We start from the raw sequence: 22,879 nt of genomic DNA, 5'->3' as shown, positions 1-22,879 counted from the left end.
CTCCTTGCACCTGGCCTCACCTGAGGACATGCCCCATCAGTATTTAGGACCACCATAGGGCCCCGATACCGCTGGGGAAACGGTCGCTGGAATCTCAGACTAGAACGTGTTACAACCGGGAATACGAACGGGTAGTCGTCGGCCGAGTAACGTCGGCTAGTCGAGGCGTGTCACGTTAACAAAGGACGGCTGGAATGCGCATCAGTTACACCCCTGAACAGGAGGAGCTGCGTCGCGAGCTGCGGTCGTACTTCACCACGCTGATGACCCCGGAGCGTCGCGAGGCGCTGCACTCGACGCAGGGCGAGGTCGGGACCGGCACCGCGTATCGCGACACCGTTGCGCAGATGGGCAAGGACGGGTGGCTCACCCTGAACTGGCCCAAGGAGTACGGCGGCCAGGACCGCTCGCCGATGGACTCGCTGATCTTCACCGACGAGGCCGCGATTGCCGGTGTGCCGGTGCCGTTCCTGACGATCAACAGTGTGGCGCCGACCATCATGGCGTTCGGCACCGAGGAACAGAAGAAATTCTTCCTACCCAAGATCGCCGCCGGCGAACTGCACTTCTCCATCGGCTACTCCGAGCCCGGCGCCGGCACCGACCTGGCCAACCTGCGTACGACCGCCGTCCGCGACGGCGACGACTACGTCATCAACGGCCAGAAGATGTGGACCAGCCTGATCGCGTACGCCGACTGGGTCTGGCTCGCGGTCCGCACCAATCCCGAGGCGAAGAAGCACCGCGGCATTTCGATGCTGGTCGTGCCGACGACGGCCGAGGGCTTCTCCTGGACGCCTGTGCACACCATGGCCGGTGTGGACACCAGCGCCACCTATTACTCCGACGTGCGGGTGCCGGTGACCAACCTGATCGGCGAGGAGAACGGCGGCTGGAAACTGGTGACCAACCAGCTCAACCACGAACGCGTCGCCCTGGTGTCGGCGCAACCGATCTTCCTGGCCCTGCGCGAGGTTCGCGAGTGGGCGCAGAACACCAAGGACGCCGGCGGGGCCCGGCTGATCGACTCGGAGTGGGTGCAGATCAACCTGGCCCGCGTACACGCCAAGGCCGAAGTGCTCAAGCTGATCAACTGGGAACTGGCGTCGTCGAATAGCGAGTCCCTGTCGCCGGCCGATGCGTCGGCGGCCAAGGTGTACGGCACCGAGCTGGCCACCGAGGCGTACCGGCTGCTGATGGAGGTGCTGGGGACCGCGGCTACGGTGCGCCAGGATTCGCCGGGCGCGCTGCTGCGCGGCCGGGTCGAGCGGATGCACCGGGCGTGCCTGATCCTGACCTTCGGCGGCGGCGCCAACGAAGTGCAGCGCGACATCATCGGCATGGTCGCACTGGGCCTGCCCCGGAACCGCTGAGCCCCTCTCCCTAAGGACGAACATCGATGGACTTTTCGACAACCGAAGCGGCGAACGATCTCGGCGGCCTGGTCGACACGATCGTGAACTCGGTATGCACACCGGAGCACCAGCGTGAGCTCGACAAGCTCGACCAACGGTTCGACCGCGAGCTGTGGGGCAAGCTCATCGACGCCGGCATCCTGACCAGCGCCTCGGCCACCTCGGTGGGCGGCGACGGATTCGGGGTGCTCGAGCAGGTCGCCATCCTGGTGGCGTTGGGCCACCAGCTGGCGGCCGTGCCGTACCTGGAGTCGGTGATGCTGGGCGCCGGCGCATTAGCCCGTTTCGGCACCGAAGAGCTGCAACAGGATTGGGGCGCCCCGGCGGTCAGCGGTGAGAAGGTCCTCGCCGTCGCGCTGCTGGGCGAAATGGGTGAGGGTCCGGTGCAGGCCACCCGCGCCGGTGAGGGCTACCGCCTGACCGGTACCCGCACCCAGGTCGGCTTCGGGCCGGCGGCCGACGCCTTCCTCGTTCCGGCCGAGACCGATTCCGGCACCGCCGTTTTCGTGGTCACTGCTGGCGACCCCGGGGTTTCGGTGACGGCATTGGAGACCACCGGCCTGGGCAGCGTCGGGCACCTGACGCTGGACGGCACCGCAGTGGACGGCACCCGGATGGTTGGCGGTGCGGAGGTCGTGACCTGGCTCGACACGCTTGCGGCCTTGGGCCGCAGCGCCTTCCAGCTGGGCGTGCTGGAACGCGGACTGCAGCTCACCGCCGAATACGCCCGCGAGCGTGAGCAGTTCGATCGCCCGATCGGCAGCTTCCAGGCGGTGTCCCAGCGGCTGGCCGACGGCTACATCGACGTCAAGGGCTTGCGGCTCACGCTGACCCAGGCGGCCTGGCGGGTCTCCGAGGATTTACCCGCCGACATCGACGTGGCCAGTGCCGCGTTCTGGGCCGCCGACGCCGGGCACCGCGTGGCACACACCATCGTGCACGTGCACGGCGGCGTCGGCGTCGACACCGATCACCCGGTACACCGCTATTTCCTGGCCGCCAAGGAGGCCGAATTCGCGTTGGGCGGGGCGACGGGTCAGCTGCGCCGGATCGGCCGCGAGCTGGCGGAAACCCCTGCCTAGCTTCGTGCTTCCTCCGGACCCCACGGTCACCAAACTGCTGGTACCACTGGCTGAGATCGGCGACCGGGGCGTCTATTTCGAGGACTCCTACACCAGCTGGCGCGATCACCTGCGCCACGGCGCCGCGATCGCGGCGGCGCTGCGCGAACGCCTCGACCCGGCGAAGCCGCCACACGTCGGCGTGCTGTTGGAGAACACGCCGTTCTTCTCGGCGATGCTGACGGCGGCCGGCATGTCCGGGATCGTGCCGGTCGGGCTCAACCCGGTGCGTCGCGGCGACGCGCTGGCCCGCGACGTCGCCCACGCCGACTGCCAAGTGGTGCTGGCTGACTCGAATTCGGCTGCCGCACTGGGTGACATCGATCACGTGAACGTCGATTCCACCGAGTGGGCCGACGAGGTGGCCGCGCATCGCGATGCCGAGCCGCGTTTCCAATCCGCAACGGCCGCCGACCTTTTCATGCTCATCTTCACCTCGGGCACCAGTGGCGAGCCCAAGGCGGTGAAGTGCAGCCACGGCAAGGTTGCGATCGCGGGCGTGACGATGACCCAGCGATTCGATCTCGGCCGCGACGACGTCTGCTATGTGTCGATGCCGCTGTTTCATTCGAACGCGGTGTTGGTCGGCTGGGCGGTGGCGGCGGCCTGCCAGGGCTCACTGGCGTTGCGGCGCAAGTTCTCTGCCTCCAACTTCATGGTGGATGTCCGCCGCTTCGGCGCCACCTACGCCAACTACGTCGGCAAGCCCCTGTCGTATGTGCTCGCCACGCCCGAACAGCCCGACGATGCGGACAACCCGCTGCGAGCGGTGTACGGCAACGAGGGCGTGCCGCGCGATGTCGAACGCTTCGCACGCCGGTTCGGCTGCGTCGTGCAGGACGGTTTCGGTTCCACCGAAGGCGGTGTGGCGATCGCGCGAACTCCCGACACCCCGGACGGTGCGTTGGGTCCCCTGCCCGAAGGAGTCGAGATCGTCGACCCCGATACCGGTGCACCCTGTCTGGCGGGCGTAGTCGGCGAGCTGGTGAACACCGCCGGCCCGGGCCGTTTCGAGGGCTACTACAACGACGAGGCCGCCGAGGCCGAGCGGATGGCGGGCGGCGTGTACCACACTGGCGACCTCGCCTACCGCGACGACGCCGGTTACGCGTACTTCGCTGGGCGGCTCGGTGATTGGATGCGGGTCGACGGTGAGAATCTGGGCGCGGCCCCGATCGAGCGGGTGCTGCTGCGGCATCCCGACGTGACCGAGGTGGCCGTGTACGCGGTGCCGGATCCAGTGGTCGGTGACCAGGTGATGGCCGCGTTGGTGCTGACGCCGGGCGGCGAGTTCGATGCAGAGAAGTTTCGCGCCTTCCTGGCCGAGCAGCCCGACCTGGGGCCCAAGCAGTGGCCGTCGTACGTCAGGGTCAGCGCCGAACTTCCGCGCACGGTGACGTTCAAGGTGCTCAAGCGCCAGTTGGCGGCGCAAGGGGTCGACTGCGACGATCCGGTGGTGCGGATCCAGCCGCAAACGGGGAGGGGAACGTCCGCGCATGAAACTCCGTAAGGCGATCGCCGGGTCCGCCCTCCTTGCTTCCTTCGGTACCGCCGCGCTCGGGTTGGGCGCCGGTTTCGCCGCCGCGGATCCGGTGCCACCGCCGCCTCCACTGCCGCCGCCACCGCCGCTGGTGTGGGCACCGCAGACGCCGGAGCCTGATCCGTGGCAGCCACCTCCGCCGGAGCCGGGGCTGCCGCTGCCGCCACTGCCGCCGAGCTAGCGGCGCGCCGTCACCCTTGTCGCACTGCGCGTTAAGACCGTCGACGATAATGCGACACTGCACAGACATGTCGGGATCGAAGGAGACGCGATGGTTGGTCCGATCAGCGCATGACTTCCCGGCCCCTGGAGACCGCGCTCGAAGCGAGCTTTGAACAGGTGTCCGCCGCGGTGCCGGCGGACGTCGGCATTGCGATCGCCCGACCGGATCGCACCTACTCGCTGGGCCGATGGTGGTCCGGTGTCGCATGGTCGACGATCAAGGTGCCGTTGGCGATCGCGGCGCTGCGCAGCGATTGGCTGCACGCCAAGGACCTGGCCGTCAAGGCCATCACGGAATCCGACAATCGCGCGTCGGAGCAACTGTGGTCTCACTTGGGCGATCCCGGGGAAGCGGCGCGGCGGGTGCAGGGTGTGATCGCCGAGGGCGGTGACACCGCCACCGTGGTCGAATCGCGTCGGCTTCGGCGTGGGTACACCGCGTTCGGCCAAACGCAATGGACCCTGCAGCGGCAGGCCCGGTTCGCGGCCGAGCTGCCGTCGATCCCCGACTCGGCCGACGTCATCGACCTGATGCAGCGCCTCACCGGCGGCCATCGGTGGGGGCTGGCCGCCAAAGGCCATCCGGCGAAGGGCGGTTGGGGGCCGGGGATGCATGGTGACTACCTGGTGCGGCAATTCGGGATCGTGCCCACGCCATCGGGGCAGTGGGGCGTGGCTCTGGCGGCCAAGGTTCACGACGGGGTGTTGGAGACCGGCGTCGACGTCCTCAACACAATGTCGGAGTGGGTCCTCAGCCGACTTCCCGGGCTAGCCCGTTATTGACGGCACCACGGCGTCGATCAGGTGCGGCCCGGGCTCGCTCAAGGCTTGACGCAGCGCGTCGGCGAGTTCCTCGGCAGTGGTGGTCCGGCGGGCGGGCACTCCCATCCCCTCGCTGATCTTGACGAAATCCATTGTGGGGCGCGATAAGTCGAGCAGGTCAAGCGCCTTGGGCCCCGGAGCCGATCCGGCGCCCACCCGCGCCAACTCGATCCGCAGGATGTCGTAGGCGCTGTTGTCGTAGATCACGGTGGTCACGTTGAGGTTTTCCCGCGCCTGAGTCCACAACCCTGAGATCGTGTACATCGCCGACCCATCGGATTCCAGGCAGAGCACCGGGCGATCGGGGGCGGCCACCGCGGCGCCCACCGCGGCCGGGATGCCGTACCCGATCGCCCCGCCGGTCAGCGTCAGCCAGTCATGGGCCGGCGCCCCGGCCGTGGCCTGGCCGAGCAGCACACCGGAGGTGTTCGACTCGTCGACCACGATCGCCCCTTCCGGCAGCAGCGCCCCGATCACGTCGGCCGCCGACGCGGACGTCAGGGCACCCGTCGGCAGCTGTGGCCGCGCCGGGGCCGCCACGGTCGCAACGGTTCCGGGCGCCACCTCGTCGGCCACCGCGGCAAGCGCCTCGGCGGCACCGCTGTGCTCGGCGAGCAGATGCACCTCACAGCCGGCCGGGACCAGGTCGCTGGGCATGCCCGGGTAGGCGAAGAAGGACACCGGCGACTTGGCGCCCGCCAGCACCAGATGCTTGGCGCCGTCCAGTTGGGCGGTCGCGGCCTCGGCGAAATAGGCCAATCGCTCGACGGCGGGAACCCCCGCGCCCCGCTCCAGCCGCGCCGGGAACGTCTCGCACAACAACCGGGCCCCCGTCGCCTGCGCGATCCGGGCGGCGGCGGCAAGACCCGGACCGCGGGTGGCGTCGCCGCCGATCATGAGCACGGTCGGTTCCCCCGAGCGCAGCACCTCGATCACCTCGAACGCCAACCGCGGCTCGGCCCCCGCGGGTTGCGCGGGCATGGTGTCGGCGGGTTGCGCACCGTCCGACCAGGACACGTCGGCGGGCAAGATCAACGTCGAGACCTGCGAGCCCGCGCGGCTGGCGGCGATCGCCTCGGCGGCGTCGGACGCGACGTCCGCGGTGCGTTCGGTGCGCCGCACCCACCCCGAGACCGTGCCGGCGAGCGCGTCGATGTCGGATTCCAGTGGGGCGTCGTACTTTTTGTGATACGTGGCGTGGTCGCCGACGACCACCACCATCGGCACCTGAGCGCGGCGGGCGTTGTGCAGGTTCGCCAGGCCGTTGCCCAGGCCGGGGCCCAGGTGCAGCAGAACGGCGGCCGGCCGACCGGCGATGCGGGCGTAGCCGTCGGCCGCGCCGGTCGCGACACCCTCGAACAGGGCCAGCACGCCGCGCATTCGCGGCACGGTGTCCAGTGCGGCCACGAAGTGCATCTCCGAGGTGCCCGGGTTGGCGAAACACACGTCGACGCCACCGTCGACCAGGGTGTTGATCAGGGCCTGGGCACCGTTCACGAATTTGCCTCCAGTTTGAAAACGCGCTCGGCGTTGTCGTGCAGGAAGTCTCGGCGGCCCTCGTCGGACAGGCCGAGGTCCGCCAATCCCGCCAAGGCATGCGCGTGGCTCATCATCGGGTAGTTGGTGCCGAACAAGACTTTGCGTTGTCCGGTACCGGTTTTCATAAACCGGACAAGCTCCAGTGGAAGCCGGCGGAGCGTATAGGCGGACGTGTCGATGTAGACGTTCTGATGCTTGCGGGCGACGGCGACCATCTCTTCGGTCCACGGATACCCGACGTGGCCACACACGATCACCAGCTCGGGAAAGTCGAGGGCGACCTGGTCGATGTAGGGAATCGGGCGGCCGGTCTCCGATGGCCGCAGGGGGCCGGTGTGACCCACCTGGGTGCAAAACGGCACCCCCAGCTCCACGCATTCGGCGAACAGCGGATAGTAGCGGCGATCGGTAGGCGGCGCGTTCCACAACCACGGCACCACCCGCAGGCCCAGGAATCCTTCTCCGACGCGGCGCCGCAGTTCGCGGACCGCTTCCATCGGGCGGTCGAGATCGACCGCGGCCAGGCCCCCAAACCGCTTCGGATGCAGGCTAATCCATTCGGCGACCTCGTCGTTGGAGATCAGATCCTGACCGCCGGGGCCGCGCCACGCGCTGAGCAGGCCGAAGCGGACGTCGGCCGCGTCCATCGTCGCGATGCTCGCCTCGATCGGGACGTCGGCGTCCGGTATGGAATCGCCGGTCCAGCGTCGCAGGGATGCCAACATGTCGCTGCGCAGGAACCGCGCAGTCGGGTGCTGCATCCACACATCGACCGTCATAGAGATCCAACAGTAGACGGACGTTACGCGGCCAGTGCCGCGCGGGCGGCCGCGTGCGTCCGTTGCGCGTACCCGCCACCGAACAGCACTACGTGCGCCAGCAGCGGAAAGAGTTGGTGCAGCCCGATCCGGTTGCGCCAACCGTCTTTCAGTGGCCGCACCCACTGGTAACCGTCGAGGACCGCGTCGTAGTGCGGGCAACCGAACAGTGCGAGCATGGCCAGGTCGGTTTCGCGGTGGCCGGCGTGCGCGGCCGGGTCGATCAGCACCACCCCGTCGGGCGTCCACATCACGTTGCCGCTCCACAGGTCGCCGTGCAATCGTGCGGGCCGGTCACCGTCGTCGAAGTCGCCCGCGCGGCAACGCGCTACGACGGAATCGATCGCGGAGCGGGTGGCAGCGTCGAGCCGCGCCGCCGCGAGCTCGGCCATCGGGATCAGTCGCTCCTCGGCGTAAAACTCGCCCCAGCGGGGGTGCCGCAGCAGCGACATCGGCAGCGGCTCGGACAGCGGCCCGAAGAACCCGGGTCCGTCCCATCCGTCGGGTCCGGCACCGAACGCAGGGCCACCCGCGTCGTGCGTGACGGCGAGCCGGCCGCCGAACGCGTGCGCCGCGTCGGGGGTCGGTGTCACCGAATCAAGCCGCCGCAGGGTCAGGCTCGTCGCGTCGACGGAAACGACGTGCGCGCACAGCACACCGCCGTCAACGCCGGACAGCCATCGCAATCCGGCGGCTTCCCACGCGAAGTAGCCGCTGGGCGCGGCCGGGTGCTGCTTGACGAAGTCGGCCAACGACCGCGGTCAGGCAGAAACGTGTGCTGCGTGCACGTCGTCGGCGGGCCGCGCCTCGGTCTGCTCCTTGGCCCAGCGGTAGTCCGGTTTGCCGGCCGGCGAGCGCTTCACCTCGTCGACCAGCCAAAGGCTACGTGGCACTTTATATCCGGCGATATGGGAACGCACGAAGCGGTCGAGCTCCGCCAGTGTTGGCCGAGCCCCTGACCGGGGCGCTACGACGGCGGCCACATGCTGCCCGTAAAGGGGATCGGGCACACCGACCACTAGAGCGTCGAAGACGCCGGGATGGCCCTTGAGCGCGGCCTCGACCTCCTCGGGATAGACTTTCTCTCCGCCACTGTTGATCGACACCGAGCCGCGGCCCAGCATGGTGACCGTCCCGTCTGCCTCGACCGTTGCATAGTCCCCCGGGATGGCGTAGCGCACTCCGTTGATGGTCCGGAATGTCTCGGCCGTCTTCTTCTCGTCCTTGTAATAGCCGACCGGAATGTTGCCCTTCTTGGCGATGAAGCCGCGCACACCCGATCCAGGCTTGACCTCATTGCCCTCCTCGTCGAGCACGACGGTGCGGTGGTCGATGGTGACCCGGGGGCCACCGCTGTTCGGCGCACCCGCAGCGACGATGCTGGTGCCGCCAAACCCGGTCTCGGAGGAGCCAATTGAGTCCGTGATGACCCGGTTCGGTAGCAGCTCGAGGAGCTTTTCCTTGATACTCGGCGAGAACAACGCCGCGGTGCTGGCGAGCAGAAACAGGGACGAGAGGTCGTAGTCGTGGTCGGTGTCGAGCGCGTCGAGCAGCGGGCGCGCCATCGCGTCGCCGGTGAAGAACAGCAGGTTCACCTTGTGCTCGTGGATCGTGCGCCACACCTCGTCGGCGTTGAATTCCGGTGCGAGCACGGTGGTTTGGCCCGAGAAGATCGACATCCAGGTGGCCGACTGGGTGGCACCGTGGATCATCGGCGGAATCGGGTAGCGGACCATCGGCGGATTGGCTGCCGCGGCCTTGGCCAGGTCGTGCTCGTCCTCGACGAATTGGCCTGTCGCGAAGTCGGTTCCGCCGAAGAGCACCCGGTAGATGTCCTCGTGGCGCCACATCACGCCCTTCGGGAAGCCGGTGGTACCGCCGGTGTAGAGCAGGTAGATGTCGTCGGCGCTGCGCTCGCCGAAGTCGCGGTCGGGGGAACCCTGCGCGATCGCCGAGTAGAACTCGACGCCGCCGTAACGCTGATAGTCGTTGTCGGAGCCGTCCTCGATGACGAGGATCGTCTTGACGTTGGGGGTGTCCGGCAGCACGTTGGCCACCCGGTCGGAGTACTGGCGCTCGTGGACCAGGGCGACCATGTCAGAGTTGTCGAACAGGTAGCGGAGCTCGCCCTCGACGTAGCGGTAGTTGACGTTCACCAGGATGGCGCCCGCCTTCACGATGCCGAGCATCGCGATCACGATCTCGATCCGGTTACGGCAGTACAGCCCGACCTTGTCGTCCTTTTTCACCCCCTGATCGATCAGGTAGTGGGCCAGGCGGTTGGCCTTTTCCTCCAGTTGGGCGTAGGTCAGCTTCTCGTCGCCGCAGATCAGGGCGACACGGTCCGGCACAGCGTCGATAGCGTGCTCTGCGAGATCGGCAATATTCAGGGCCACGGCCACCAAATTAGAACGTGTTACATTTCTTGACAAGCTCATGCCCCTCGTCGACGGAAAGGCGGTAGCCGTGGCTTTGCAGAATGGTGGGGTCCCAGCAAACGAGCAATCCGGCCCCGACGCGCTGGTGGAACAGCGGGGTCACACCCTCATCGTCACGCTGAACCGGCCGCACGCCCGCAACGCCCTGAGCACCGAAATGATGGAAATCATGGTCGAGGCCTGGGACCGCGTCGACAACGATCCGGAAATCCGCTGCTGCATCCTGACCGGGGCCGGTGGCTACTTCTGCGCCGGGATGGATCTCAAGGCGGCAACCAAGAAGCCGCCGGGTGAGTCGTTCAAGGACGGCAGCTACGACCCCTCGCGAATCGACGCTTTGCTGAAGGGCCGCCGGCTGACCAAGCCGCTCATCGCGGCCGTCGAGGGACCCGCGATCGCCGGGGGCACCGAGATCCTGCAGGGCACCGACATCCGCATCGCCGGTGAGAGCGCCAAGTTCGGCATCTCGGAGGCCAAGTGGAGCCTGTACCCGATGGGCGGGTCGGCCGTGCGGCTGGTACGGCAGATCCCCTACACGGTCGCGTGTGACCTGCTGCTGACCGGCCGGCACATCACCGCCGCCGAGGCCAAGGAGATGGGCCTGATCGGACACGTGGTGCCGGACGGGCAGGCGCTGACCAAGGCGCTCGAGATCGCCGAGATCATCGAGAACAACGGCCCGCTGGCCGTGCAGGCGATCCTGCGGGCGATCCGCGAGACCGAGGGCATGCACGAGAACGAGGCCTTCAAGATCGACACCCAGATCGGCATCAAGGTGTTCCTGTCCGACGACGCCAAGGAAGGCCCCCGGGCATTCGCCGAGAAGCGCAAGCCCAACTTCCAGAACCGCTGACATTTCGTCACATCCGCACCACTGGCCCCTGGATTCGCGGGCCGGCTGGTTGCCCGCCTCCGAGCGACAACCACCACACGGTGTGCGGCCGGCACCTGGCGCCGACGCGTTGTCGCTCGGAGGCGGGCACAACGGGTGTCGCCGCCGCCAGGGGCCAGTGGTGCAGGTGTGACTGGCCCCCGCGGCGGCGAGCGCAGGAGGGGCGCTTAGCCCAGCGGCGCGCTTGGCGTGAACGCCACCGGCATCTTCTCCAGGCCGGACACGAAGTTGGCCGGCCGTAGGGGCAGGTCGGCGTCCGAGGCCAGCCGCATGTCCGGCAGGCGTTGCAACAGGCGCGTCTGCATGATCGACAGCTCCAGACGGGCGAGCTGGTTGCCGAGACAGAAGTGCGTGCCGAAGCCGAACGCGAGGTGGTTGTTCGGGTAGCGCTCGATGTTGAAGGTTTCCGGGTCGTCGAAGACCTTCTCGTCGAAGTTCGCCGACTCGAACAGCAGGATCATCTTCTCGCCCTGGTGCAGCTGGGTGCCGTGGAATTCGGTGTCGGCGGTGATCGTGCGTGCCATGTTCTTCACCGGCGCGGTCCAGCGGAGCATCTCTTCAATCGCGTTGGGCAACAAGCTGAGATCACTCGCCAGACGCTTGTGCTGATCGGGGTGCAGCACCAGCTGTCGGGTACCGCCGGACAGCGTGTGCCGCGTGGTCTCGTCGCCTCCAATCAGCAGCAGCAGCACCTCGGTGACGATCTGGTGGTCCTCGAGCCGTGAGCCCTCGACCTCCGCGTGCACGAGGACGCTGACCAGGTCGTCGGTCGGTTCCTTCTTGCGGGCCTCGATCATCCCCATCATGTATTGGCTGTAAGCGGCGAAGGCATCCATCGTTACCTGGACATCCGCTTCGGCCGCGGTGCTGCTCAACGCGCCGACCAGGTCGTCGGACCACTTGAGGAACATCGTGCGTTCCTCGGGGCGCACGCCGAGCATGTCGCCGATGACCGCCATCGGCAGGGGCGCCGCCAGGTCCCAGACGAAGTCACACTCGCCGCGCTCGCACACCGCGTCGATCAGCGTGTCGCACAGCGAGGTGATCGAGGGCTCCAGGTCTTTGACGCGCTTACGGGTGAAGCCGGAGTTGACGAGCTTGCGGCGCAACAGATGCTGCGGATCGTCCATCTCGATCATCATCTCGACCCCCGGCTGGTCGGGGCGGATGCCGCCAGCATTCGAGAACAGCTCGGGGTTGCGCTCGGCCTCGATCACGGCCTGATACGTCGACGCCGCGGCCAAGCCGTTGCGGTCCCGAAAGACCGGCTCGTTCTCGCGCATCCACTTGTAGATGGGCCGAGAGTCGCCGGCGTAGAAAGTCCCGTCCGTCAGGTCGACGTCTGGTTTGGTCATGGTCATGAGATCTCCTGGGCATCGCCGAATGTCATCTGCACCTGATCAGCAGAGCTGGACAGCATCGCGCGCTTCGGAAGACCAAGCGATGCAAGCTCTTTCGCGTAAAGATGATCGCCCAGCCGGACGCGCACGCCGCCAAGCCGGGTCCGTACACCGTCCAGCGTGTGCTCAAACGCGGTCTCGCGGGTGATGCCGTCGCGGTGCGAGTAGCTGCGCTGCGCCTGCTGTCGCGGCGTCAGCCGAATCGGCAGGCCGCGACGAAAGTCCATGCCGATCACCAGTTGCCCGTCGACACTGCAGTCGAAGCCGAACTCACGGCCCTCTCGAATCTTGAAGTCCGCCATCACTTTCGGATATCCCCAAATCTTGGTTCCCGCCTCCAGGGTGAACGCCTGGTCGACGGGGAGGTGGTGGATGAAAGCGCCGGCCGACCGCAGGGCACCAAGCCCGCTCGCCTTCGAACCCGGCGGATTGACCATCACGCTGGTACCGAACTCGTGGTACTGGCCCAGGTCGCCGTCGATGTAGTGCATCAACATCAGCACCACGACCGCGCGGCCGGGAAGGTAGCGGCACACCTGCAGGCCGCTGTAATCGATCATCCGCTGCGCGGCATCGGCGTCGACGGAGAACATCGCCATGTGTTGATTTGCCTGGCGGATCTTCACCGGCATCGTGAGTACCGTGCCCGCGATGGTGTGCTGCGAGGCTGTCATCGGGCCAATCTAGAACGTGTTCTATTCGTTGGGCAATACCGGGTCAGATTAGCGTGGCGAGCTCCCTGATCTGCGCCTCATTGCGTCCGTTGACCACCATCATGGTCACACCCGCGGCCTCCCAGACCTTGACCTGCTCACGGACGTAGTTGATATCGCCGACGATCGCGGCGTCGTCGACCACCTCGTCGGGGATGATCGTCGCGGCCTTGTCCTTCTGGTTGCTGCGGAACAGCTTGGTCACGTCGTCGACCACGTCGCCGTAGCCCATCCGGCGGTACACGTCGGCGTGGAAATTGGTGTCCTCGGCGCCCATCCCGCCCATGTAGAGGGCCAGATAGGGCTTCATGCCCGCGAAGGCTGCAGCGCGGTCGTCGGTGATGACGATGTTCGCGGTCGCGCAGATCTCGAAGTCCTTGCGGCTGCGCCGCGCCCCTGGCCGCGCGAACCCTTCGTCGAGCCATTCGTTGTAGGTATCCGCCATCCGCGGCGTGTAGAAGATGGGCAGCCAGCCGTCGCAAATCTCGGCGGCCAGCGCCACATTCTTCGGCCCCTCGGCCCCCAGCATGATCGGGATGTCGGGACGCAACGGGTGGGTGATGGGCTTGAGCGGCTTGCCCAGGCCGGTCGTGCCCTCGCCCGTCAACGGCAGCGGATAGTGCGGACCGTCGCTGGTCACCGGCTTCTCCCGGGCCCACACCTGCCGCATGATGTCGATGTACTCACGAGTGCGGGCCAGCGGCTTGGGGAACGGCCGACCGTACCAGCCCTCGACTACCTGCGGGCCGGAGACGCCGAGCCCAAGGATGTGCCGGCCCCCGGACAGGTGGTCGAGCGTCAGCGCGGCCATCGCGGTCGCTGTCGGGGTGCGCGCGGACAGCTGGATCACCGAGGTCCCGAGCCGGAGCCGGTGCGTCGACGATCCCAACCAGGCCAGCGGCGTGTAGGCGTCGGACCCCCACGCCTCGGCCGTGAACACGGCGTCGAATCCGGTTTCCTCGGCCGCCGCGACGAGCTCCGCGTGATTCTCAGGCGGCTGAGCGCCCCAATACCCGAGCTGCAACCCCAGCTTCATAGTCACTGACCCTTCCGAGGCCGTCCCGATACCAAAAAATTTGAAACCGTTCTTAGAACCTGTTCTACTCGATGGCGTGACAGCCAGCTCGAGCAGCCCGACCTTGACGGATCACCATGAGCCACCGCTCTCCGCGCCACTGACGTTGTCTTTCGACTACACCCGTTCGGTCGGCCCCACGCTAAGCAAATTCTTCACCGCACTGCGTGAGCGCCACGTCCTGGGGGTGCGCGGATCGGATGGCCGGGTGTACGTACCACCGGCGGAATATGACCCGGTTACCTACGAGCCGCTGGGCGAGATGGTACCGGTGTCGAGCGTCGGCACGGTCGTTTCCTGGACGTGGCAACCCGAACCGCTGGAGGGTCAGCCGCTGGACCGGCCGTTCGCCTGGGCGCTGATCAAGCTCGACGGCGCGGACACCCCACTGATGCACGCCGTGGACGCCGGCAGCCCCGGCGCCATCAAAACCGGCTCGCGGGTGCACGTGCACTGGGCCGACGAGCCGGTCGGCGCCATCACCGACATCGCCTACTTCGCGCTCGGCGGGGAAGCCGAACCCGTGTCCGAACATGCGGCGGGCGAACAAGACCCGGTGACCATGATCGTCACGCCGATCTCGCTGACGATCCAGCACACCGCCTCCCACGAGGAAAGCGCCTACCTGCGCGCCATCGCGCAGGGCAAACTACTGGGCGCGCGCACCGGCAAAAACGGCAAGGTCTACTTCCCGCCGCACGGCGCGGACCCGGCGACCGGCCAGCCCACCACCGAGTTCGTCGAGCTGCCCGACAAGGGCACGGTCACGACGTTCGCGATCATCAACATCCCGTTCCAGGGCCAGCGCATCAAACCGCCCTACGTGGCGGCCTACGTGCTGCTCGACGGGGCCGACATCCCGTTCCTGCACCTGGTCGCCGACATCGACGCGCACGAGGTGCGGATGGGCATGCGGGTGGAGGCGGTGTGGAAACCCCGCGAGGAGTGGGGCTTTGGCATCGACAACATCGAGTACTTCCGGCCGACAGGGGAACCCGACGCCGAATACGACACCTACAAGCACCACCTGTAAAGGGCATACCTGTAAATGAGCGCTCGCAACGTTGCGGTTGTCGGCTTCGCCCACGCCCCACACGTCCGCCGCACCGACGGCACCACCAACGGCGTCGAGATGTTGATGCCGTGCTTCGCCGAACTCTACGAGGACCTCGGAATCACCAAGGCCGATATCGGCTTCTGGTGCTCGGGGTCGTCCGATTACCTTGCCGGTCGGGCGTTTTCGTTCATCTCGGCGATCGACTCGATCGGTGCCGTTCCGCCGATCAACGAATCGCACGTCGAGATGGACGCGGCGTGGGCCCTCTACGAGGCCTACATCAAGATCCTGACCGGCGAGGTCGACACCGCGCTGGTGTACGGCTTCGGCAAGTCCTCGGCCGGGATTCTGCGGCAGATCCTGTCGCGGCAGACCGACCCCTACACCGTCGCGCCGCTGTGGCCGGACTCGGTGTCGATGGCGGGGCTGCAAGCCCGCATCGGGCTCGACACAGATAAGTGGACCGAAGAGCACATGGCGCGCGTCGCGTTCGACTCCTTCGAGAATGCCCGCCGGGTGGACTCCGTGGAGCCGGCCATCAGCGTCGCGGAATTGCTCGAAAGGCCGTTCTTCGCCGAGCCGCTGCGGCGCCACGACATCGCGCCCATCACCGACGGCGCCGCCGCCATTGTGCTCGCGGCCGGCGACCGGGCGCGCGAGTTGCGCGCAAACCCCGCCTGGATCACGGGAATCGAGCACCGCATCGAAACCCCGTCGCTGGGCGCGCGCGATCTCACCGACTCCGCGTCGACTAGGGCGGCGGCCAAAGCGGCAACGGGAGGCAGGACCGACAACCTCGATGTGGCAGAGATTTGCGCGCCCTTCACCCACCAGCACCTGATCATCGCGGAGGCCATCCGGATACCGGGGCAAACCAAAGTCAATCCGTCCGGCGGCGCGCTGGCCGCCAACCCCATGTTCGTCGCCGGGCTCGAGCGCATCGGCTTTGCGGCGCAACACATCTGGAACGGGTCCGCCGAGCGGGTCCTCGCGCATGCCACCAGCGGGCCCGCGCTGCAACAGAACCTGGTCGCGGTCATGGAAGGAAAGATCTGATGGCCGGTGCAGGACCAAACCTCGCCGCGGTACTGGGTACCGGGCAGACCAAGTATGTAGCCAAGCGCAAGGACGTTTCGATGAACGGCTTGGTGCGCGAGGCGATCGACCGTGCACTGGAAGACTCCGGTTCGACATTCGATGACATCGATGCCGTCGTGGTCGGCAAGGCCCCGGACTTCTTCGAGGGCGTCATGATGCCGGAGCTGTTCATGGCCGACGCCATGGGCGCCACCGGCAAGCCGCTGATCCGGGTGCACACCGCGGGTTCGGTCGGCGGATCCACCGCGGTGGTGGCCGCGAGCCTCGTGCAATCCGGTAAATATCGGCGGGTGCTGGCGATGGCCTGGGAGAAGCAGTCGGAGTCAAACGCGATGTGGGCGTTGTCGATTCCGATCCCCTTCATCAAACCGGTGGGCGCGGGCGCGGGTGGGTATTTCGCCCCGCACGTGCGGTCGTACATCCGCCGCTCGGGCGCACCGTTGAACATCGGTGCCATCGTCGCGGTCAAGGACCGGCTCAACGGCGCCCGCAACCCGCTGGCTCACCTGCATCAGCCCGACATCACCGTTGAAAAGGTGATGGAGTCGCCGATGCTGTGGGACCCGATCCGGTACGACGAGACCTGCCCGTCCTCCGACGGTGCCGCCGCGGTCGTGATCGGCAACGAGGAGGCCGCCGAAGCCCGTCTGGCGCAAGGACAACCGGTGGCGTGGATCCATGCGACCGCGCTGCGCACCGAGCCGCTGCAGTTCTCGGGTCGCGACCAGGTCAGCCCACAGGCCGGGCGCGACGCGGCCGCCGCGCTGTGGAAGGCGGCCGGCATCAAGAGCCCGATCGACGAGATCGACGCCGCGGAAATCTACGTGCCATTCTCGTGGTTCGAGCCGATGTGGTTGGAAAACCTGGGATTCGCCGCCGAGGGCGAGGGCTGGAAACTCACCGAAGCCGGCGAGACGGCGATCGGCGGGCGGCTGCCGGTCAATCCGTCGGGCGGTGTGCTGTCGTCGAACCCGATCGGCGCCTCGGGCCTGATTCGGTTCGCCGAGGCGGCGATTCAGGTGATGGGCAAGGGCGGAGATCACCAGGTTCCCAACGCGCGCAAGGCCTTGGGGCACGCCTACGGCGGCGGCTCGCAGTACTACTCCATGTGGGTGGTCGGCGCGGACAAGCCCACGCCTGAAAAAGTCGGCGCGTGAGCGAGCATCCCGCGCACGAGGCCGGCCGGCGCTCCCGCGAGGCGGTCATAGCCAGGGACAAAGAAGCGTGGCTGGCGGTGTTCGCCGACGACGCCATCGTGGAGGACCCGATCGGGCCGTCGGCCTTCGACCCGGAAGGCAAGGGACACCGTGGCCGCGACGCGATCTCGGCCTTCTGGGACAAGGCCATCGCCCCCACCACCAGGATCGAGTTCGTCTTCCGCGACACCTACCAGTGCGGCAACGAGGAAGCCAACGTCGGGCACATCCTCATCACCCATGGCGACTTCCAGGTGACCGCGGAAGGCGTCTTCACCTATAAGGCCAACGACGAGGGCAAGCTGACCGCGCTGCGTGCGTATTGGGAGATGGACCGCGCGGCCGCGTCGGCCCGGAAGGTCTAGAGCGGCTCGAGCCCGGCCAGGTGCCGCTGAGCCAGTTCGCGGTAGGCCTGCGGATTCACCTTGATCCACATTTCCGCGCCTGTTCCGGCGACCGGGCCCTTGATCTGTGCCGGCGCGCCGACCGCCAGCATGCCGGCCGGAATCTGGGTGCCGGCCGTCACCAGCGAGTGCGCCGCGATCAGGCTGCGCGCGCCGACCACGGCGCCGTCGAGAACGGTGGCGTGGTTGGCGATCAGGGCCTCGGATCCGACGTGCGCCCCGTGAATGCAGCACATGTGCGCCACGGTGGCGCCCGGGCCGATGTCGACCGGGATGCCGGGTGGCGCGTGCAGCACGGACCCGTCCTGCACGTTGGCGCCCTCGCGCACCACGATGGGCCCGTAATCGCCGCGCAGCACGGTGTTGAACCACACCGATGCACCGGCCTCGACGACAACATCGCCGATCAGGGTGGCGGTCGGGGCCACAAATGCGGTGGGATCGACTCGCGGCGCCCGACCCTCGAAAGCGAACAGCGGCATCGTCTAGATATACCCTGAGCGCGCACGCGTCGCGGGAAAGCCCAGCCAGACTCGCCATCATTGCGCGCCACCGCCGCAAAACTGTAACGTGTTCTAGTTAGAGGGCCAGTGAGTTGGAGGTGACAGGTGAGTACCGACACCAAGGCGGTCGGCATCCGGGAGATCGATCCCGGCGCATTGCCGACAAGGTACGCCCGGGGCTGGCATTGCCTGGGCGTCGCGAAGGACTTCCAGGACGGTAAGCCGCACTCGGTCGAGGCGTTCGGTACCAAGCTGGTGGTTTTCGCCGACTCGCACGGGGACCTGAAGGTGCTGGACGGCTATTGCCGGCACATGGGTGGCGACCTGTCGGAGGGCACCATCAAGGGCGACGAGGTGGCCTGCCCGTTCCACGACTGGCGCTGGGGCGGTGATGGCCGCTGCAAGCTGGTGCCGTACGCCAAGCGCACACCCAAGACGGCGCGCACCCGCTCGTGGACGACCGATGTGCGCGGCGGCCTGCTGTTCGTCTGGCACGACCATGAACAGAATCCGCCGGATCCCGCGGTCCGGATTCCCGACATCCCGGAAGCGGCCAGCGACGAGTGGACCGAATGGCGGTGGAACCGCATCCTCATCGAGGGGTCGAACTGCCGCGACATCATCGACAACGTCACCGACATGGCGCACTTCTTCTACATCCATTTCGGTTTGCCGACGTACTTCAAGAACGTTTTCGAGGGCCACATCGCCTCGCAGTACCTGCACAACGTGGGCCGGCCGGACGTCAGCGACCTGGGCACCTCCTATGGCGAGGCGCACCTTGACTCGGAGGCGTCCTACTTCGGGCCGTCGTTCATGATCAACTGGCTGCACAACAGCTACGGCGGCTATAAGGCCGAGTCGATCCTGATCAACTGCCATTACCCGGTGACCCAGAACTCGTTCGTCCTCCAGTGGGGCGTCATCGTCGAAAAGCCCAAGGGCATGGACGAAGCGATGACCGACAAGCTGTCGCGGGTGTTCACCGAAGGCGTCAGCAAGGGCTTCCTGCAGGACGTCGAGATCTGGAAGCACAAGACCCGCATCGACAATCCGCTGCTGGTCGAGGAGGACGGCGCCGTCTATCAACTGCGCCGCTGGTATCAGCAGTTCTATGTCGACGTTGCCGACATCCAGCCGGAAATGGTGGAACGCTTCGAGATCGAGGTGGACACCACGCGCGCCAACGAGTACTGGAACGCCGAGGTCGAAGAGAACCTGAAGGGCGCCAACGACGAAATGCCGGCAGAGCAACACTGACGGCATGACCCACGATCAACCGGCGGTCCCAGACGTCGACCGGCTCGCCCGGTCGATGCTGATGCTGCACGGTGACCATCACGATCACGACGACGCGCCCGCGCGCAACGGCGGCTCGGGATCCTGGTCAAAGTCAAGGGATTTCACCAACGATCCGCAACGCGCGGCCGCCGTCGCCGAAGCCAGCCGCGCCGACCGGGAGCGCTACCTCAGCTCGGGGCTGCTGCCGGTGGACTGCCGGTTCTGCCACGTCACGGTCACCGTCCGGCGGCTGGGCCCGGGCCATACCGCCGTGCAATGGAACACCGAAGCATGGCAGCGCTGCGCGCACTTCACGGAGGTGCGCAACTCCGGTGGTGATACGGCACGCACCCGGTCGTGCCCCAAACTGAGCGACAGCATCGAGCATGCGGTCGCGGAGGGCTATCTGGGCGAGCCCGGCGACCCGGACGCTGACTGATTCACTGCCCTTGGGGCAGTTTGGTTATCGCCTCGAACGCCTCGAGGAATACCGCCGCGATGTCACCTTCCCGAGCGCTAACCATCGGCTTCTTCTGGAGCAGGACGCGCTGCACGCCGATGCCCAGCAGCAGGGCCGTGACCATGTCCGCGCGGATTCTGGCCCGGTCCGCCGTTATCCGCTTCGCCAGGTTGCGGGTAAGCCCCTCCTCGAGCTGCGCGTTGAGTCGCGTTACCACCGCGGGGTCGCCGCTGGACCGCAGCAGCGCGAACAACGGGGCGTCGACGTCGCGGCGGGCGTCCAGGACGCGGGCAATCAACCGCTCCCCCAGCGCGTCGTCTGCAGCGCCCAGGATCTCCTGCACGTTCTCCGAAACATCCGTTGCTTCCGCGAAAAGCCGTTCCTTGGAGCCGAAATAGCGGCGAACCAAAGTGACATCCACGCCGGCTTTCGACGCCACCTCGCGCAGACCGATGGCGCTATACCCCCTGGCCAGAAAGAGTTCGGGAGCCGCTTCCAGCAGGCGGGTTTTGGTGGCGCCGGCGTCGCGGCGCCGCGGCGGCACGGCGTTCATGTCGCTCCTTTCGCGTGGTCTACAACTGTAGACATGCCCACCGCAGCCGCGCTAGGCTGGACACTATGTCTACACATGTAGACATAGTGAACGGAGATTTTCATGACCGGAGTCATGCTTGTCAAACAGCGAGTCGCCAGCGTCGACCAATGGAACACGGTGTTTCGCGACCCGGAACTCGACGCGATTCGACGCCGGCACAGCCTGGTGGTAACGGGGACCTACATCGACGGCGACGACCCCAACACCGTCATCGTCGTCATGGAAATGGAAAACATCGATGCTGCAAGGCAGTTCGCGTCCTCGCCGGCCCTCGCCGCCGCGCGCGAGCGGGCGGGCGCGTTCGGGCCTCCGGACGGTGTGTGGTTAGGACCGCGGCGGATCGACGGCTGATCCAGTCGCGTCACAGCCCGGCGAAGCGCTCCTTAACGGTTTCGACGGTCAGCCCGTAATCGGCCAGCGAGTAACGGTGTTTCGGCGCGCGCTCGCCGGACTGGCTGTCGGCGTGCGCCTGTTCCATCGCCGCTCGCGCCTCGTCGGTCAGCGTCAAACCGAAGTGCCGGTAGACGTCGGCGACCGTGCCGATCGGGTCGGCAATCAGGTCCTTGTAGTCGACGTCGAAGAACTGGGCCGGCGAGTATTTGGCACGGGCGGTGTTGAAGCGCTCCAGCCCGCGCGACCAGGTGTCCATCGCGTCTGCACCGATCTGAGCCCCGTCGAACGCCGTGGACCATCCCTCGGCGGTGTGCTGGGCCAGCGAGCACATCGAAGCCATGATCGTCTCGACTGGCCGATGGGTCTGGATCACCAGCGCGTCCGGATAGGTCGCCATCAAGGCGTCCAACGCAAAAAGATGGCTGGGATTCTTGAGCACCCAACGCTTTTCGGCGTCATTGAGTCCGATTAGCTGGAGGTTTTTGCGGTGCCGTTGGTAGGACGGCGTCCAATCCTGTTCGGACAGCCACTGCGCGTAAGTGGGGAGGTGTGCCAACGTCTCATAGGACACCGAATGCAGCGACTGCCGAAGCAGCTGCCAACATTCCTCGAGTTCGTATGCGGCCATGAAATGCAGACCGGTGTAGCCGGGGTTGTCCTGGTGGTGCTGGTTGAATTGCGCGTCGAGCTGACGATAAAGGGGATGCGACTCCCAGGTTTCGCGTGGCGGACGCGGCTGCGGGAACTCGGCCAGCCACATGTGCAAGCCCTGATGCGCGGGATCGGCGCCCAGCAGCCGGTGTAACGCGGTGGTGCCGGTGCGCACCAGGCCGGTGACGAAGATCGGGCGCTCGATCACGACGTCGGCGTGCTGCGGGTACTGCTTCCACGAAGCCTCGGACAGCAACCTGGCCACCAGCGCGCCGCGCAGGAAGAACCGGTTCATCTTGCTGCCCAACACCGTCAGGCCGGCTTCACGCCGGTAGGAGTCCAGCAGCACCTCCAGCGCTTCGAGATAGTTGTCGTCGTTGGCCCCGAAGTCGTCGAGCCCGGTCAGCTTGGTGGCCGATGCGTGCAATTCTTCGACGGTGCCGATATCGGTGCGGTCGGACATCAGTTGTGGTACTCCCCGCAGTTGACGTCCAGGGTCTGCCCGGTGATGCCGCTGGACAGGTCGCTGGCCAGGAATAGGATCGCCGAGGCCACCTCGTCTTCGGTGGGCAAGCGCCTCAGGTCGGAGTTCGCTGCGGTGGCCGCGTAGATCTGATCCACCGTGGTGCCGTACTTGCCCGCCTGATGTTCGAAGTACGCCTGCAGGGTGTCGCCCCAGATATATCCGGGGGCAACGGAATTGACGCGGATGCCCTTCTCGCCCAGCTCGGTGGCCAGCGACTGCGACATGGACAGCAGCGCCGACTTGGCCATCTTGTAGGCGCCGTATTTGGCCTGTGAGTGTCGCAGCACCATGGAGTTGACGTTGACAATCGATCCGTGCGACTTCTCCAGCGCCGGCGTGAAAGCCTGGATGAGCCGCAGCGCGCCGAGCGCACTGAGCTCGATCGCGTCACGGATGTGCTGAAAGCTGGTACCGGCCAACGGCTTCATGGACGGCACCCGAAACGCGTTGTTGATCAGCACGTCCACCTTGCCGTAGGTCGCCATGGTGGTCTCGACGAGGTAGTTCACCTCGTCGTCGTCGGTGATGTCGGCACGCACCGCCAACGCCTTGTGCCCGGTGTCGTTGACCTGTTTGGCGACGCTTTCCAGCCGTTCCACGGTCCGCGCCGCCAGCACCAGGTCGGCGCCATCCTGGGAGCACCGGTGCGCCAGGGTGGTACCGAGCCCCGGTCCGACGCCGCTGATGACGACGACCTTTTCATTGAGCAAGCCTGACATC

The 22,879-nt window shown here is 66.8% G+C and carries 24 protein-coding genes; 13 read left to right on the top strand and 11 right to left on the bottom strand.

The annotated features are described in order from the left end of the window. Positions 1-194 precede the first annotated feature (194 nt). From AWC17_RS26735 to AWC17_RS26715, 5 genes are all read left to right on the top strand, one after another. Positions 195-1,373, top strand: a complete 1,179-nt coding sequence (locus AWC17_RS26735) for an acyl-CoA dehydrogenase (RefSeq protein ID WP_085165466.1) — start codon at positions 195-197, stop codon at positions 1,371-1,373. Between the two features lie 26 nt (positions 1,374-1,399). Beyond that, positions 1,400-2,497 carry an acyl-CoA dehydrogenase family protein gene (locus AWC17_RS26730; RefSeq protein ID WP_047321910.1) on the top strand — a complete coding sequence of 366 codons (1,098 nt, stop codon included), beginning with the start codon at positions 1,400-1,402 and terminating at the stop codon, positions 2,495-2,497. A 4-nt stretch (positions 2,498-2,501) separates the two neighbouring features. Then, a complete protein-coding gene (gene fadD17, locus AWC17_RS26725; protein ID WP_047321911.1) occupies positions 2,502-4,046 on the top strand; it encodes a long-chain-fatty-acid--CoA ligase FadD17 in 1,545 nt (514 codons plus the stop codon). After that, positions 4,033-4,257 (top strand): hypothetical protein, encoded by a 225-nt coding sequence (locus AWC17_RS26720; RefSeq protein WP_082123062.1) that lies wholly within the window; start codon positions 4,033-4,035, stop codon positions 4,255-4,257. Before fadD17 ends, AWC17_RS26720 begins: the two co-directional genes overlap by 14 nt. A 110-nt stretch (positions 4,258-4,367) precedes the next feature. After that, positions 4,368-5,081 (top strand): serine hydrolase, encoded by a 714-nt coding sequence (locus AWC17_RS26715; protein WP_046184746.1) that lies wholly within the window; start codon positions 4,368-4,370, stop codon positions 5,079-5,081. Here the strand turns inward: AWC17_RS26715 and AWC17_RS26710 are convergent. Genes AWC17_RS26710 through AWC17_RS26695 form a run of 4 tightly spaced genes read right to left on the bottom strand, consistent with a single transcriptional unit; the run spans position 5,067 to position 9,879 of the window. Further along, positions 5,067-6,617 (bottom strand): acetolactate synthase large subunit, encoded by a 1,551-nt coding sequence (locus AWC17_RS26710; RefSeq protein ID WP_085165464.1) that lies wholly within the window; start codon positions 6,615-6,617, stop codon positions 5,067-5,069. The genes AWC17_RS26715 and AWC17_RS26710 overlap by 15 nt on opposite strands. Then, a complete protein-coding gene (locus AWC17_RS26705; RefSeq protein WP_085165462.1) occupies positions 6,614-7,438 on the bottom strand; it encodes an amidohydrolase family protein in 825 nt (274 codons plus the stop codon). The genes AWC17_RS26710 and AWC17_RS26705 overlap by 4 nt, the downstream gene beginning before the upstream one ends. Before the next feature lie 23 nt (positions 7,439-7,461). After that, the gene (locus tag AWC17_RS26700; RefSeq protein WP_085165461.1) at positions 7,462-8,229 is read right to left on the bottom strand and encodes a fructosamine kinase family protein; all 768 of its coding nucleotides are present in this window, start codon (positions 8,227-8,229) and stop codon (positions 7,462-7,464) included. A gap of 9 nt (positions 8,230-8,238) precedes the next feature. Then, positions 8,239-9,879, bottom strand: coding sequence for an acyl-CoA synthetase (locus AWC17_RS26695; protein ID WP_085165459.1), 1,641 nt, complete (start codon positions 9,877-9,879; stop codon positions 8,239-8,241). A gap of 34 nt (positions 9,880-9,913) precedes the next feature. Between AWC17_RS26695 and AWC17_RS26690 the strand changes: the two genes are divergently transcribed. Next, entirely contained in the window at positions 9,914-10,768 is an 855-nt protein-coding gene (locus tag AWC17_RS26690; protein ID WP_046183801.1) for a crotonase/enoyl-CoA hydratase family protein, read from the top strand. A gap of 206 nt (positions 10,769-10,974) precedes the next feature. Here AWC17_RS26690 and AWC17_RS26685 read toward each other — a convergent pair whose 3' ends face one another. Genes AWC17_RS26685 through AWC17_RS26675 form a run of 3 tightly spaced genes read right to left on the bottom strand, consistent with a single transcriptional unit; the run spans position 10,975 to position 13,956 of the window. Further along, entirely contained in the window at positions 10,975-12,162 is a 1,188-nt protein-coding gene (locus tag AWC17_RS26685) for a cytochrome P450 (protein ID WP_082123004.1), read from the bottom strand. Positions 12,163-12,164: 2 nt separating this feature from the next. Next, positions 12,165-12,881, bottom strand: a complete 717-nt coding sequence (locus AWC17_RS26680; RefSeq protein ID WP_046183803.1) for an acetoacetate decarboxylase family protein — start codon at positions 12,879-12,881, stop codon at positions 12,165-12,167. A 43-nt stretch (positions 12,882-12,924) separates the two neighbouring features. Further along, positions 12,925-13,956, bottom strand: a complete 1,032-nt coding sequence (locus AWC17_RS26675; protein ID WP_046183804.1) for an LLM class F420-dependent oxidoreductase — start codon at positions 13,954-13,956, stop codon at positions 12,925-12,927. Positions 13,957-14,032: 76 nt separating this feature from the next. Between AWC17_RS26675 and AWC17_RS26670 the strand changes: the two genes are divergently transcribed. From AWC17_RS26670 to AWC17_RS26655, 4 genes are read left to right on the top strand one after another with little or no spacing between them, the layout of a single operon-like run. Beyond that, a complete protein-coding gene (locus AWC17_RS26670; RefSeq protein WP_046183805.1) occupies positions 14,033-15,028 on the top strand; it encodes a Zn-ribbon domain-containing OB-fold protein in 996 nt (331 codons plus the stop codon). A gap of 15 nt (positions 15,029-15,043) precedes the next feature. After that, positions 15,044-16,108, top strand: a complete 1,065-nt coding sequence (locus AWC17_RS26665) for a thiolase domain-containing protein (RefSeq protein ID WP_047321914.1) — start codon at positions 15,044-15,046, stop codon at positions 16,106-16,108. Beyond that, positions 16,108-17,307, top strand: coding sequence for a thiolase domain-containing protein (locus AWC17_RS26660; protein ID WP_046183807.1), 1,200 nt, complete (start codon positions 16,108-16,110; stop codon positions 17,305-17,307). The genes AWC17_RS26665 and AWC17_RS26660 overlap by 1 nt, the downstream gene beginning before the upstream one ends. Then, on the top strand, positions 17,304-17,711 hold the full coding sequence (locus tag AWC17_RS26655; RefSeq protein ID WP_046183808.1) for a nuclear transport factor 2 family protein: 408 nt from the start codon (positions 17,304-17,306) through the stop codon (positions 17,709-17,711). The genes AWC17_RS26660 and AWC17_RS26655 overlap by 4 nt, the downstream gene beginning before the upstream one ends. On the opposite strand, the gene AWC17_RS26650 is transcribed toward AWC17_RS26655, so the two are convergent. Next, on the bottom strand, positions 17,708-18,232 hold the full coding sequence (locus tag AWC17_RS26650; RefSeq protein WP_046183809.1) for a gamma carbonic anhydrase family protein: 525 nt from the start codon (positions 18,230-18,232) through the stop codon (positions 17,708-17,710). The two genes, AWC17_RS26655 and AWC17_RS26650, sit on opposite strands and share 4 nt — an antisense overlap. Before the next feature lie 126 nt (positions 18,233-18,358). On the opposite strand from AWC17_RS26650, the gene AWC17_RS26645 reads away from it, so the two are divergent. After that, a complete protein-coding gene (locus tag AWC17_RS26645; protein ID WP_047321915.1) occupies positions 18,359-19,513 on the top strand; it encodes a 3-ketosteroid-9-alpha-monooxygenase, oxygenase component in 1,155 nt (384 codons plus the stop codon). 4 nt (positions 19,514-19,517) lie between these two features. Next, positions 19,518-19,973, top strand: coding sequence for a hypothetical protein (locus tag AWC17_RS26640; RefSeq protein ID WP_046183811.1), 456 nt, complete (start codon positions 19,518-19,520; stop codon positions 19,971-19,973). Between the two features lies 1 nt (position 19,974). Here the strand turns inward: AWC17_RS26640 and AWC17_RS26635 are convergent, their stop codons facing one another. Next, a complete protein-coding gene (locus tag AWC17_RS26635) occupies positions 19,975-20,547 on the bottom strand; it encodes a TetR/AcrR family transcriptional regulator (protein WP_085165457.1) in 573 nt (190 codons plus the stop codon). Between the two features lie 102 nt (positions 20,548-20,649). Between AWC17_RS26635 and AWC17_RS26630 the strand changes: the two genes are divergently transcribed. Beyond that, entirely contained in the window at positions 20,650-20,940 is a 291-nt protein-coding gene (locus AWC17_RS26630) for a DUF1330 domain-containing protein (RefSeq protein ID WP_231614131.1), read from the top strand. A gap of 10 nt (positions 20,941-20,950) precedes the next feature. Here AWC17_RS26630 and AWC17_RS26625 read toward each other — a convergent pair whose 3' ends face one another. Together AWC17_RS26625 and AWC17_RS26620 are read right to left on the bottom strand one after the other, a co-directional pair. After that, positions 20,951-22,096 carry a sulfotransferase family protein gene (locus AWC17_RS26625; protein WP_047321917.1) on the bottom strand — a complete coding sequence of 382 codons (1,146 nt, stop codon included), beginning with the start codon at positions 22,094-22,096 and terminating at the stop codon, positions 20,951-20,953. Beyond that, complete coding sequence (locus AWC17_RS26620; protein WP_047321918.1) at positions 22,096-22,878, bottom strand: SDR family oxidoreductase; 783 nt, start codon at positions 22,876-22,878, stop codon at positions 22,096-22,098. The genes AWC17_RS26625 and AWC17_RS26620 overlap by 1 nt, the downstream gene beginning before the upstream one ends. Between the last annotated feature and the right edge of the window lies 1 nt (position 22,879).

Source organism: Mycobacterium nebraskense (assembly GCF_002102255.1).
GTDB classification, from domain to species: domain Bacteria; phylum Actinomycetota; class Actinomycetes; order Mycobacteriales; family Mycobacteriaceae; genus Mycobacterium; species Mycobacterium nebraskense.
The sequence above is the reverse complement of the archived record's forward strand: the minus strand, read 5'-3'. Positions and strand labels throughout refer to the sequence as shown.

Bases quoted from the DNA above. Each gene is read 5' to 3' on its own strand.
- AWC17_RS26705 (WP_085165462.1), bottom strand. From the start codon at position 7,438: ATGACGGTCGATGTGTGGATGCAGCACCCGACTGCGCGGTTCCTGCGC.
- AWC17_RS26665 (WP_047321914.1), top strand. From the start codon at position 15,044: ATGAGCGCTCGCAACGTTGCGGTTGTCGGCTTCGCCCACGCCCCACAC.
- AWC17_RS26625 (WP_047321917.1), bottom strand. From the start codon at position 22,096: ATGTCCGACCGCACCGATATCGGCACCGTCGAAGAATTGCACGCATCG.
- AWC17_RS26685 (WP_082123004.1), bottom strand. From the start codon at position 12,162: ATGACCAAACCAGACGTCGACCTGACGGACGGGACTTTCTACGCCGGC.
- AWC17_RS26680 (WP_046183803.1), bottom strand. From the start codon at position 12,881: ATGACAGCCTCGCAGCACACCATCGCGGGCACGGTACTCACGATGCCG.
- AWC17_RS26730 (WP_047321910.1), top strand. From the start codon at position 1,400: ATGGACTTTTCGACAACCGAAGCGGCGAACGATCTCGGCGGCCTGGTC.
- AWC17_RS26690 (WP_046183801.1), top strand. From the start codon at position 9,914: ATGCCCCTCGTCGACGGAAAGGCGGTAGCCGTGGCTTTGCAGAATGGT.
- AWC17_RS26630 (WP_231614131.1), top strand. From the start codon at position 20,650: ATGACCGGAGTCATGCTTGTCAAACAGCGAGTCGCCAGCGTCGACCAA.
- AWC17_RS26715 (WP_046184746.1), top strand. From the start codon at position 4,368: ATGACTTCCCGGCCCCTGGAGACCGCGCTCGAAGCGAGCTTTGAACAG.
- AWC17_RS26660 (WP_046183807.1), top strand. From the start codon at position 16,108: ATGGCCGGTGCAGGACCAAACCTCGCCGCGGTACTGGGTACCGGGCAG.
- AWC17_RS26650 (WP_046183809.1), bottom strand. From the start codon at position 18,232: ATGCCGCTGTTCGCTTTCGAGGGTCGGGCGCCGCGAGTCGATCCCACC.
- AWC17_RS26675 (WP_046183804.1), bottom strand. From the start codon at position 13,956: ATGAAGCTGGGGTTGCAGCTCGGGTATTGGGGCGCTCAGCCGCCTGAG.
- AWC17_RS26620 (WP_047321918.1), bottom strand. From the start codon at position 22,878: ATGTCAGGCTTGCTCAATGAAAAGGTCGTCGTCATCAGCGGCGTCGGA.
- AWC17_RS26635 (WP_085165457.1), bottom strand. From the start codon at position 20,547: ATGAACGCCGTGCCGCCGCGGCGCCGCGACGCCGGCGCCACCAAAACC.
- AWC17_RS26640 (WP_046183811.1), top strand. From the start codon at position 19,518: ATGACCCACGATCAACCGGCGGTCCCAGACGTCGACCGGCTCGCCCGG.
- AWC17_RS26735 (WP_085165466.1), top strand. From the start codon at position 195: ATGCGCATCAGTTACACCCCTGAACAGGAGGAGCTGCGTCGCGAGCTG.
- AWC17_RS26720 (WP_082123062.1), top strand. From the start codon at position 4,033: ATGAAACTCCGTAAGGCGATCGCCGGGTCCGCCCTCCTTGCTTCCTTC.